The following is an 11,752-nucleotide window of genomic DNA, read 5'->3' as shown; positions in this document are numbered from 1 at the left end:
ATTTTGAGCCATTATCCGGACTTATAGAAAATATAAATCAGGATAATGGCATCTGGTTAAGGAGAGTATACGCCCAAATCCGGTATTTGTCCACAGAAAATGGAAGAAAATTTTTGCGCGGCAGCAGTCGCGGATGCAACTGCATAAAATGGCGGCTTCTGGTAAACTTATTCCATCAAGAGAAACATGCGGGATGTCCGGCGGCGGATCCGCCAGAAAGGAAATCAATATGGACAACAAGGCATATCAGAAGATGGACTACGCCCTTTGTCTGCTCTCTGCGGCAGCGGACGGCAAGCGCCACGGCTGCATCGTCAACTCCTTCCACCAGGTGACCTCTTCCTTCCCGCCCAAGTTCACCGTGGCGGTGAACAAGGACCACGAGACCTGCAAGGCCATTCAGGCGGCGGGGAGCTTCTCCGTTACCCTGTTGGGTGCGGACGCGCCGGGGGAGATCATCGACCTGTTCGGCTACAAGTCCGGCCGGGTGACGGACAAGTTCGCCGGCCGGGCGGCGGAGACCGACAGCAACGGCAATCCATACCTGAAGGAGCACATGGTCTCCCGCATCGCATGCAAGGTGGTGGACCAGATGGAGATCGGCAGCTTCCTCCTTTTCGTGGGCCAGGCCACAGAGGCGGAGGTGTTGGGAGACGGGAGGGTGCTGACCCTCCAGGCCTATACGGACCGGGGCAAGGCCACGCCGCCCACTGCCACCGTGTACCGCACGGTAGAGATCAACGGCTACCGCTGCACTGTCTGCGGTTATGTCTATGAGGGAGAATCCCTGCCGCCGGATTTCCGCTGCCCCTTGTGTCACGCCCCGGCGGAGAAATTTGTGAAGATCGAGAAATAAAGGACAAGCCCCGCGCCGGGACGGTGCGGGGCTTGCTTTTTGGATAGGCTGTATGGTACAGTGGGAAAAAGGAGGCGGCGGATATGAAAATACTTGCCTGCGGGCTTCTTTCGGCCATGCTGCTGGCCGGTACAGCGGCGGCGCTGGAGTCAATCAGCCAGCCCATTGCCACCAGCGGATACACTTACTATGCTATCCGAGCGGACGGCGCCCTGCTGGCCTGGGGAGACAGCTTCCACGGCGCGGTGGGCCCCACGGACCAGGACCCGCTGCCCTGGGAGGAGGCCAATGTCCTGCTGGAGAATGCCCGGTATGTGGACGCGGGGTTTATCACGGCCGCCGCCATTGACGAGGATGGGACCCTCTGGGGCTGGGGCGGCCACGCGGGCCGGACCTTCGGCGAGGAGGAGCCGTACCGGCTGCTGGAGGACGTGGTGTCCGTATCAGTCGGGGAGACGGAATGTTCTGCCCTGTGCGCTGACGGGACGGTGTGGACCTGGGGCGCCCGGTCCGGAGTGTCCCTGGAGGAACATCAGGATGATCCCTACTATCCGCCCACCCAGGTACTGGACCAGGTGGTTCAGCTGTTTGGGGATTTGGCGGTGAAGGAGGATGGGACGCTGGTGCGGGTCTGGTTTGACGGGGATACCTGTACCGCGGCACCTTTGATGGAACATGTGGCCGCTGTGGGCAGTCTGTACTGCGGAATTCAGGACCCTGCCATGCTGGTCCAGGGGCAGGATGGTAGTCTCTGGCGTGTGCCCTGGGAGAATAATCTGTCGGATACAGTCCAGTGGCAGTCCCTGGGCCAGCCGGAAAAACTGCTGGAGGATGTGGTGCAGTTCACCAGATGTACCGCTGTGACGGCGGACGGAACTCTCTGGGCCTGGGGCAGCGACCGTCCGGCCATGCTGCGGGACGGTCTGGTGGACCCGGAGGACCCCTATAACACGGAGGCCTGTGACGGCATTGTGCGGATCACGAACGGTGTGGTTTGTGCCGTCCCCTGCAGCGACCGGACCCTGGCGGTGTTGGCGGACGGCTCCCTGTGGCAGTTCCCCAGCGCCGGGTTTCTCCCGGAGTGGGAGACGTCACCGGACCGGAGCCCCGCTGCGCCGGAAAAGCTGCTGGACCAGGTCCGGATGCCCTCCCCGTCCCCGGCCTGGGCAGCGGATGCCCCGCCGCCTGCTGTGTTGAAATCGGCCTCCCTTGAAGCTTGGGAGGCACGGCAGGCCGATGCGGCTGATGCGGAGATGGGACCAGATTCGCTGCCCGTTCAGGAAGAGTCCCCTGCTGAACGCACAGGGGGTCAGGAGATCCTGGAGCTGGGAGTCCTCGCGGCCTCCCTCCCGGGGCTGCTTCTGGCGGCCTGGATACGGGGCCGGAAGAAGTGAACGATGCCAAAGACGCGCCTGTGGAACTTCCATAGGCGCGTCTTTGTGATTATCCCTCCAGAGGACGGATTTCCAGATAGTAGTGAGGCTCCGCCAGATCCAGCGATACCTGGGTAACACCGTTTTCCAGATCAAAGCCCAGGTTCTGCCGGACGATCTCAATGGTGTCCGTGTTCACCAGGGCGGCGGTCTGGCCGGTGAACTCCAGCGTGGATCCCAGGGCCGTCACCAGATCATAGCCCTGGAGGCCCACGTTCTCCGAACCAGAGCAGCCGTAGTCATAGCTGGGTGCCTTCCAAAAAGAAGCCGCCACAGTAACACTGCCGCCTGCCGGGACGGTGACGGGGAAGGACAGGTACAGCACCCGCTCCTGGGACAGGGCTTCCATCAGGATCTCATCCAGTCGGCCGTCGCTGTACCGGTCCTTGGGGGTGCCGGAGAAGAGGCCGTACTGCTCCAGCAGCTGCCACACCAATCCCTGGTACTGCGCCTGAGAGAGATACCGGAAGGGGCTTTCCTGCCCGCGGCCCAGGCTGAACTGCTCAAATTCCGCCTGATAAGCCCGGCACAGCAGGTCCAGCACATCGGCCAAGGTGGTCTCCCGGCGGGTGACGGTGCAGGACACCCCATCGATCTCCTGGTCACAGCCGCCGTCGGCATACCCCTGGAGGACATAATCGCCGATGTCATCACCCAGGACGATCAGAATTTTTGTTTCCGTCTCTCTCCGGACACCGTCGGGAACGAAATAGCTGTACTGGCACCAGCCCCGGTCCGCATCCCGACTCATGCCGTTGAAGCCGTAGGAGAGGACTGTGGTGGCCTCTGGGTCGGTAGTGAAGGTCACCGCCTGGGTAGCGGCGTTGTATTCCTCATGGGGCGCGGCGAAATCCGTGAACTGATATACAGTCACCGGGACCTCCGGGGCAGCAGTTTCCTCCATCGCCCGGGACAGGTATTCTCCGTCTGCCAGAAGTGCCTGATAATCGGCCCATTCGTCCGGCGGGGCCAGGTTCCAGGTGGAGCCGTCCGGCTCCCCGGCGTCCTGAAAGCCTCCGGCGTAGCCGCCGGAGAGCACAGAGAAACCGGTCCCCCCGCTATCCACGGTGACAGCAGCGTTCAGCTCGGGAAAGTCCAGCCAGCTGGTGGAGACGGGGTAGAGGGCGTTGACCGTCACACTGCCGTCAGCAGGATTGGTCAGCGTGTAGCTGTCTGTCACCTGGGCCCCCCACTGTCGGGGGGATCCATCCTCATAGGAGCCGGGGGCAAAATCCCAGGTGACGGTCCGCCCTGCGGTCAGGCGGGTGTTCGTTTCCGCCGTGGTCAGCGGAAAGACCGGCCCGGCGTAGGACAGGAAGGTAGTGCCCGGGCTGTGGCCGTCACCGCCGGATTCTCCACCGGCCAGCGCGGCATCTCCGGGGCTGCCGGTGCCCGCTCCCAGATTCGATTGCCACAGTCCCCACGCCCCGGCGCAGATCACCGCGAGACATGCGGCCGCGGCCAAAAGCCGAACCCATGAGGGCCGCCGCTGTACAGCGGCGGGGGAGGAGGCGGTGTCCGCCTCCTCTATGAGGCTTTCGTCCACCAGACCCAGGATTTGAAACAACCGCTCCGCTTTCACAAAAACACCTCCTCCTGTTCCAGATAGGTCCGCAGGGCCTTCCGGGTGCGGAAGAGAGAGGACTTGACCTTCCCCTCTCCGCAGTTCATTCCGGCGGCAATATCCGCCACGCTCTGCCCGTACCAGTACCGCCGCAGGAAGATGATGCGGCTCTCCGGACTCTGCCGCCGCAGAAACGCGCTGATGAGCGACGCGATTTCCTGGTCCTCCATCGTCTTCTCGGTTCCGTGGGGCTCCGGCACACAGTCATCCAGCTCCCCCAACAGCACCTCCATGCCGTCCCCGCCCCGTTTGGCGGTGCGGCTCTGCTTCCAGCGGTCCAGAGAGAGGTTGCGGACGATGCGCCCCAGCCAGGCCCGGAAGGCGGAGGGGCGGGCCGGAGGAATGGCGTTCCAGGTGCGCAGATACGTGTCGTTGACGCACTCCTCCGCGTCGCTGTGACTGCGGAGGATGTTCCAGGCAATCCCCGCCAGGAAGCCGCCGTATTTGCCGTGGGTCTCGTCAATAGCCCGCTGATCCCGCTGCCAGTACAGGTCGATGATCTCCGTGTCCTCCATGTTATCCTCCTCTCTCCCGCAGCAGCTCGTTGGCAAAGCGGTTCAGCGCCTCGCAGGGCGCATAGGCGGTGCGCCAGCCGGTGCCGTCGATAATCAGAAACGGGTTGTAGGCCGTGACGTTCGCAGCTGTGCCGTCAGCCATGGTCACCGTGAACAGGACGGTCTGTCCGGCATACTCCGAATAGGACTGGTCCGGCCGCGTGATGCGGACATCTGCCAGCAGATCCGCCAGGGTCTCGATCTCCCCGGCATCCAGCTCCAGTGTCACATCCGGGGGGGCCACCAGGACGGTGGCTGCGGCGATGTCCGCCGCCTCCAGACCCCGGAAGGGCCTCCGGCCCCAGAACAGCAGTCCTGCCGCCAGCGTCAGCAGGATGGCCAGCACGGCTCCGCCCATCAATAAGTACCGCTTTTGCAGATTCATGGGATCCTCCTCCTGTCTCCAGCCCACGGCTGGAGGTTCTCTCACCAACATAGACGAGAAAACGTGATGCCGGTTGCAAAGAAGTGGAAATTTTCCAAAGGAAACCGCTCTGGAGCGCGGACGCTCCAGAGCGGTTTTGAAAGAGAGCGGGGATCAGGCCTCCAGCAGCCCCAGGCTCACCAGGAACTCCCGGGCCACCTCATCCACAGTGCGGCCCTCCACGTCCACCTGGTAGGTCAGCTCCGCCATCTGCTCGGTGGGGATCTTGCCCGCCAGTTGGTTCAGAATGTCCGCCACCTCCGGGTACTTCTCCAGCAGATCGTCCCGCACCAGAAAGACGCCGTTGTAGTCGGGGAAGAAGCTCTGGTCGTCCTCCAGGACCTTCAGCCCGACCTTTTTGTTCAGGCCGTCGGTGGAGTAGACCACCGCCACATCGAAGCTGCCGTTTTCAATGGCGGAGTACTTCAGGCCCATATCCACAGAGACCGCGTCCTGGAAATTCAGACCGTAGAACTTCACAAAGGGGTCATACTTCATGCTGCCCTCCAGGGTGAAGAACTCCTGCTCCGCGCCGAAGGTCAGCTGGTCCGCAATGGGGATGAGGTCGCTGATGGTCTCCAGGCCGTACTCGTCCGCCAGGGCCTGGGGCACGCCGATGGCGTAGGTGTTTTCAAAGCCCAGCTGCTCCAGCTGGGTGAGGCCGTAGCTGTCCAGCTCGCCCTGGACGTAGTCGTAGATCGTCATGCCCTCCGGAACGTCCACCGTGTCCTGGCCCAGAAAGGTGGTGAGGATCGTGCCGTCGTAGGAGATCATCAGGTCGCAGGTGTGGCTGTCATCCTTCAGGGAGTTCCAGTTGTTCACCTGGGACATCTGATCCTGAATGGTGACGGTCAGGTCCGTCTGGTCCTCCACCAGCATCTTTACCATGTGGTGCATCAGCTGGGTTTCGGAGTAGTCGCCGTCATAGAGAAGAATGTCGCCGGTGCCGCCGCGGCCATAGGGCAGCAGCAGGATGAACGCCAGTACGATGGCCGCCACCGGGATCCACATTTTCTTGGAGCCGCCCCGGCTCTTGCGCATCTGCCCCTCGAACCAGCTCATGATGAGGTCCAGCACCACGGCGATGACCATAAGGACGCCGGTGGCCGCCAGAATCAGGGACATATCGGAGATCCGGATGGCCTGGGTGATGACGCCGCCCAGACCGCCGCCGCCCACGAAAGCTGCGAATACCGCAGTGCCGATGGCGTTTACCACCGCGATGCGGATGCCGGTGAACACCGTGGGGAAGGCCAGGGGGAACTCCACCATCAGCACCCGGTAGGGCTTGCTCATGCCCATGCCCCGGGCGGCTTCCTTCACACCCGGGTCCACCTCCTGGAGTCCCAAGCAGGTGTTCCGCACGATGGGCAGCAGGGAGTACAGCGTGATGCCGGTGATGACCGTCAGCTTGCCGGGGTCCAGCACCACCATGATGATGCCCAGAAGGGCCAGGGAGGGAATGGTCTGCAGCAGGTCCACAATCCGCAGGATGACGGGCCGGGCGGTCTTGGAGACGTATGCCCAGATGCCCAAGGGCAGTCCCACGGCGATGGACAGCAGGCTGGCCGCCAGAACGATGAAGAGATGTTGAAAAATCAGGTCCCAGCTCATTTGCCCGCCTCCTTTCGCAGGCCGCGGGGCGTGACCCTTTTCTGCAGCAGGTCAATGACCAGTCCGAAGAGAACGGCCAGTATGGCCGCCGGGATGGCCCCCAGGAGAATCAGCGTGTTGTTGTTGGAGCTGGTGCCCCGGTACACAAAGTCGCCCAGGCCGCCCAGGCCGATCATGGAGGCCAGCACCGCCCAGGAGACGGTGTAGATGGCGGCCATCCGCAGCCCCGAGATGATGACCGGCATGGCCAGGGGCAGCTCCACCCGCACCAGCGTCTGGAAGGAGGACATGCCACAGCCCTTGGCGGCCTCGATGTATTTCGGCTCTACCTCCAGAATGCCGGTGTAGGTGTTTTTCAGCACTGGGAACATGGCGTACACACTGAGGGCCACGATCACCGTGGGATAGATATTCCCCCACCAGATGAACAGCACGCCGATGAACACCAGGCCGGGAATGGTCTGGAAGATGGAGAGAATGGGGATGATGATGCCCGACAGCCACCGCGGGATTCGGGAGAGGAGGATGCCGAACACCAGTCCCGCCGCAAAGCCGATGACCACCGAGATCAGCACATATATCGTGTGCAGTCCGATGGCCCGCAGCAGGTCGGCGCCGTAGTCCTGGATCAGCGTCATCATTTGGAATCACCCCACAGATTCTCCGCCACGCTGCGGGCCACGCTGGTCTTGGTGACGATACCGGCGATGGTGTCGTCCGCATTCAGCACCACCACGTAGTTGGCACCGGAGTCCAGCAGGTAGTCGAAGCTCTCCTTGGCCTCGTCCCCCACCCGGACGGTCCGGGCAGTCTGGCGGATCAGAGGCTCGATGCTGGTGAGTTCCCGGCCCCAGTGGCGGATGTCGCCGATGGAGATGGTGCCTAAGTACCGGTTCTGCTCGTCTGTGACCAGCAGGGTGTCCACGCTGCCTCGGGCCATGCGCTCGGCGCACTCCAACACGCCGCGATCCTTCCGGACGCTGAACACATTGGTGCGCATGAAGCTCTCTACTTTGGAGGGGGCGGTGTCCGGCGTGTGCTTGCCCATAAAGGTGCGGACCAGATCGTTGGCGGGGTGCTCCAGCATCTCCTCGGGGGAGGCCATCTGGACGATTTCTCCGGCGGCCATGAAGATGATGATGTCCGCCAGCTTCAGCGCCTCGCTCATGTCGTGGCTGACGAAGACGATGGTCTTGTTCAGCTTCTGCTGCAGGTTCTTCACCTCATCCTGCAGGGACTCGCGAGTCAAGGGATCGAGAGCGGAGAAGGGCTCATCCATCAGCACGATGGGGGGAGAAGCCGCCAGGGCCCGCAGCACGCCGATGCGCTGCTGCTGGCCGCCGGAGAGCTCGGAAGGATACTTGTTGGCAGACTGCTCCATGTGGACCAGCTGCAGCATCTCCTGGACGATCTCATCGCACCGGGCCTTGTCGTACTTCAGCAGCTTGGGGACCACGCAGATGTTCTGGGCCACGGTCATGTTGGGGAACAGGCCGATCTGCTGGATCACATAGCCGATATGCCGCCGCAGCTCCACCTTGTCCTGGGAGTGGATATCCTGCCCGTCGATGCGGATGGTGCCGGAATCGGGCTCCAGCAGGCGGTTGATCATCTTCATGGTGGTGGTCTTGCCGCAGCCGGAAGGGCCGATCAGGACCACGAACTGTCCGTCGGGAATGGTGAAATTCAGGTCCTTGAGGACCGGGGTCTTGCCATAGCTCTTGGAGACGTGTTCAAACTGGATCATATCGCTGCCTTCACTCCTTTGTCGTTACTAGCCGGTGGGCGGCCTCTGCGGCGCTGGGGCTTCCCACCAGGATGATGACGTCGCCGCTGTACAGTTCGGCATAGGGACCGGGGGAGAGGATCACCGTCTGGCCCCGCCGGATGGCCACGATGGTGCCGCCGGTGGACTGCCAGAATTTCAGCTCCCCGATGCTCTTGCCGATGAGAGGGGAGTCCTTGGGGACAGGGACCTCATAGTTGGGGAGGGGCTGACCGGCCGCAGCAAATGTGTCCTGCCCTTTTACCAGGGCCGACACGGTGTCCGCCATGCGCCGGTTCACCTCGGCGGACTCCGCCAGCAGCGCCTTCAGCTGGAGGCGCAGGGAATGGATGTCCGCATCCTCGGAGAAGTTTTCGATGTACCGGCGGGCGCTGTCGGCGGAGAGGACTACGGCCCCGCTCTGGGGCTTCACATCCACCACCTTCATGTCCGCCAGCAGCCGCAGGGCCTTGCGGATCGTCTCCGGGGATACCCCGTACTCCGACGCCAGCACCGACCGACCGTAAATCCGGCTGCCCTCCGTCAACTCACCCTGGGCGATGCGGGTAGCCAGATCCAAAGCGATCTGCAGATACTGGGACGGGACAACTGCCTGCCTCAAGCCATCACCTTCTGTTCTGCGATTGTATGGCCCCTATTATACACTGCCAACTTTGAAAAGTAAATAGGGATGGCAGTTAAAAAATTATAAAAATATAGGAACAATTTACGGAAAAAGAAAAAATCGGAAAGACGGCACAGAAAAACGCCCCTCCCGTGAAAACGGGAGGGGCGTTTGACCGGGAATACTGATCAGCCGAAGTTCTCTACAATGTCCACCAATTCCGCGCCGATGCGTTTCTGGGCTTCCTTGGTGCCTGCGCCGATGTGGGGCGTGCAGGAGACAGCCGGGTGGGAGGCCAGGGCCCAGTTGGGATCCTTCTCGCTCAGCCACACGTCCAGACCGGCGGCCTTGACCTTGCCGGAGTTCAGAGCGTCCAGCAGGGCGGCCTCGTTCACGTTGGCACCCCGGGAGACGTTGATGATCACCACGCCATCCTTCATCTTCGCAAGGGACTCCGCATCCACCAGGGGCTTGTCGCCACTGGGGGCACAGAGGACGACGATGTCGGACTGGGAGAGCAGCTCGTCCATAGTGACAAAGTGCATGGTCTCGCACTCGCAGCCCTCCGGCTTGTTGCGGTGGACCACGGACAGCACATTCATGCCCAGGGCTTGACCCTTGGCGCCCACCAGCTGGCCGATCCGGCCATAGCCGATGACGCCCATAGTCTTGCCGGAGAGCTCAAAGCCCTTGGAGTAGGCTTTCTTCTCCCACTTGTTCTCCCGCATGGTGTGGCCCGCGATGGAGATGTTCCGGGCACAGGAGAACAGCAGGGCCAGAGCCAGCTCCGCCACCGCGTTGGAGGAGGCGCGGGGCGTGTTCTTCACCTGGATGCCGTGTTCCTCTGCGTATTTGACTGCGATGTTGTCTACACCGACGCCGGCCCGGATGATGAGCTTCAGGCGGCTGCCTGCGGCGGCGTCGATCTGCGGCTCCTTGATCTTGGTGGCGCTGCGGATGATAACCACGTCGAAGTCCCGCAGGGCTGCGCCCAGCTGATCGGGCTCATAGAACTGCTCGATGACTTCATATCCATCCTTGCGCAGCTGTTCCATTGCGCCAGCATCCATCCCATCGGTAACCAAAACTCTTAATGCCATATATAATACCCCTTTTCATACATTTCCGGCACACCCCAGGGGTGCCAATGTCGGAAACCCCAAACGCCCATTGGGGGACAGGCGCCTCCGTGAGAGTGGAGTTCAGAGATAGGAGCTGCGCGTACGGCAGTCTGCCTGACGCTCCGGACTCCATCGCAAGAAGGGGGAAGGCGAAGCCTCTCTGGCTTCACCGGAGTGAAGATGTGGAGCGTGAAGAGTGGAGATACGCCTGGCGTGTTCCACTCGCTCTCCCACCCGCACAAAAGGAAGGGGGCTGGTAGAAATCGTGGGGGCTACACCGTTACGGCATTGCGATTCCCGGCCCTTTTGGGCCGCCAATCGCGCCGCGGTCTCGAAATCGGCTCGCTTTCGAGACCGCTGGCGGCGCTTCGCCGGTTTCCCCAGTTCTTTTGCCGGAGGCAAAAGAAGAATTTTTAATCCTTTTCCGCAGGGCGTGTACCTGCCCAAAATTCCCCGACTCAGCCGCCTTGGGCGGCGTTCACCAGTCTGCAGACTGACGGGGGGCCTCCATGGGGGAGCAGGTCCTCCATGGAAAGCCGTTACGCGTGCTCTGCCTCGTACTTCTTCAGGAACTCCACCAGGGCCTCCACGCCCTCCTTGGGCATGGCATTATAGATGGACGCCCGCAGGCCGCCCACGCTCTTGTGGCCCTTCAGGTTGTCGAAGCCGGCGGCCTTGGAGGCGGCCACCACATCGGCATCCTGCTCCTTGCTGGGGGTGACGAAGGGCACGTTCATCAGGGAACGGTCCTCCTTGCGGACAGCACCGGTGAAGAACTTGCTCTGGTCCAGGAAATCGTACAGCACCGCGGCCTTTTCCTCGTTGCGCTTGTTCATGGCCTCCAGTCCGCCGTTTGCCAGCAGGTACTTGAAGACCTTGCCGCAGCAGTAGATGGCCCAGCAGTTGGGAGTGTTGTACAGGGAGTCATTGTCCGCATGGGTCTTGTAACTCATGTAAGTGGGCACGAACTGGGGCAGGTCCTCCCGCAACAGGTCCTCCCGGATGATGACCACCGCCATGCCGGCGGGACCCACATTCTTCTGTACGCCCGCCCAGATCAGGCCGTACTTGGTGACATCGCAGGGACGGGAGAGGAACATGGAGGACTGATCCGACACCAGGATCTTGCCCTTGGTGTTGGGCAGATGGAAATAGGTGGTGCCGTTGATGGTCTCGTTCTCGCAGATATAGACGTAATCTGCGTTGTCGGGGATGTCCAGATCGGAGCAGTCAGGGATGTAGGAGAAGTTCTTGTCCGCGGAGGAGGCGACGATCTTCACCTCACCGTACTTCTGGGCCTCCTTGATGGCCTTCTTTGACCAGTTGCCGGTCTCCACATAGCAGGCCACGCCGTTCTTCATCAGATTCATGGGCACCATGGCGAACTGCACGGTGCCGCCGCCCTGAACGAACAGAACCTTGTAGTTGTCGGGAATGCCCATCAGCTGACGCAGGTCCGCCTCGGCCTCGTCCCGGATCTGCTGAAAGACCTTGGAGCGGTGGCTCATCTCCATGACGCACATGCCGCTGCCCCGGTAATTCATCATCTCGGCGGCGATCTCCTCCAAGACCTCCTCCGGCATCATGGCGGGTCCGGCGGAGAAATTATAGGTACGTCCGTATTTCATACTCATTTCCTCCAAACTTTTTGTTCTGGGGTTTCGCATCGGCGCGCAGACATCTGTCTGTTTCCTCTTCCAGTATAGCACAGAATTGGAAAGAATCAACCGGAAAAG

General features: G+C 61.7%; 11 protein-coding genes. 2 read left to right on the top strand and 9 right to left on the bottom strand.

The window, feature by feature from the left end; translation table 11 throughout:
* Positions 1–229: 229 nt before the first annotated feature.
* Positions 230–856, top strand: coding sequence for a flavin reductase (locus DN611_RS10885; RefSeq protein ID WP_025544273.1), 627 nt, complete (start codon positions 230–232; stop codon positions 854–856).
* Between the two features lie 83 nt (positions 857–939).
* Complete coding sequence (locus DN611_RS10880; protein ID WP_119311337.1) at positions 940–2,250, top strand: RCC1 domain-containing protein; 1,311 nt, start codon at positions 940–942, stop codon at positions 2,248–2,250.
* Positions 2,251–2,299: 49 nt separating this feature from the next.
* On the opposite strand, the gene DN611_RS10875 is transcribed toward DN611_RS10880, so the two are convergent.
* The 9 genes from DN611_RS10875 to serC all read right to left on the bottom strand — a co-directional run bounded on the left by DN611_RS10875 (position 2,300) and on the right by serC (position 11,644).
* Positions 2,300–3,871, bottom strand: a complete 1,572-nt coding sequence (locus DN611_RS10875; protein WP_025544275.1) for a hypothetical protein — start codon at positions 3,869–3,871, stop codon at positions 2,300–2,302.
* Entirely contained in the window at positions 3,868–4,428 is a 561-nt protein-coding gene (locus tag DN611_RS10870) for an RNA polymerase sigma factor (protein ID WP_119311336.1), read from the bottom strand. Before DN611_RS10870 ends, DN611_RS10875 begins: the two co-directional genes overlap by 4 nt.
* 1 nt (position 4,429) lies before the next feature.
* Positions 4,430–4,852, bottom strand: coding sequence for a hypothetical protein (locus tag DN611_RS10865; RefSeq protein ID WP_249390782.1), 423 nt, complete (start codon positions 4,850–4,852; stop codon positions 4,430–4,432).
* A 153-nt stretch (positions 4,853–5,005) separates the two neighbouring features.
* Positions 5,006–6,505 (bottom strand): glycine betaine ABC transporter substrate-binding protein, encoded by a 1,500-nt coding sequence (locus DN611_RS10860; RefSeq protein WP_021748232.1) that lies wholly within the window; start codon positions 6,503–6,505, stop codon positions 5,006–5,008.
* Entirely contained in the window at positions 6,502–7,146 is a 645-nt protein-coding gene (locus DN611_RS10855) for an ABC transporter permease (protein ID WP_021748231.1), read from the bottom strand. Before DN611_RS10855 ends, DN611_RS10860 begins: the two co-directional genes overlap by 4 nt.
* Positions 7,143–8,252 (bottom strand): betaine/proline/choline family ABC transporter ATP-binding protein, encoded by a 1,110-nt coding sequence (locus tag DN611_RS10850; protein WP_021748230.1) that lies wholly within the window; start codon positions 8,250–8,252, stop codon positions 7,143–7,145. The genes DN611_RS10855 and DN611_RS10850 overlap by 4 nt, the downstream gene beginning before the upstream one ends.
* Positions 8,253–8,262: 10 nt before the next feature.
* Positions 8,263–8,892, bottom strand: a complete 630-nt coding sequence (locus tag DN611_RS10845; protein ID WP_021748229.1) for a TrkA C-terminal domain-containing protein — start codon at positions 8,890–8,892, stop codon at positions 8,263–8,265.
* Positions 8,893–9,083: 191 nt separating this feature from the next.
* Positions 9,084–9,995, bottom strand: a complete 912-nt coding sequence (locus DN611_RS10840; protein WP_021748228.1) for an NAD(P)-dependent oxidoreductase — start codon at positions 9,993–9,995, stop codon at positions 9,084–9,086.
* Positions 9,996–10,555: 560 nt separating this feature from the next.
* Entirely contained in the window at positions 10,556–11,644 is a 1,089-nt protein-coding gene (gene serC, locus DN611_RS10835) for a 3-phosphoserine/phosphohydroxythreonine transaminase (protein WP_036629710.1), read from the bottom strand.
* Between the last annotated feature and the right edge of the window lie 108 nt (positions 11,645–11,752).

It is taken from the genome of Oscillibacter sp. PEA192 (assembly GCF_003574015.1).
Classification (GTDB): Bacteria; Bacillota; Clostridia; order Oscillospirales; family Oscillospiraceae; genus Oscillibacter; species Oscillibacter welbionis.
Note: the sequence above shows the minus strand (reverse complement) of the source record. Positions and strands in the feature narration are given on the sequence as shown.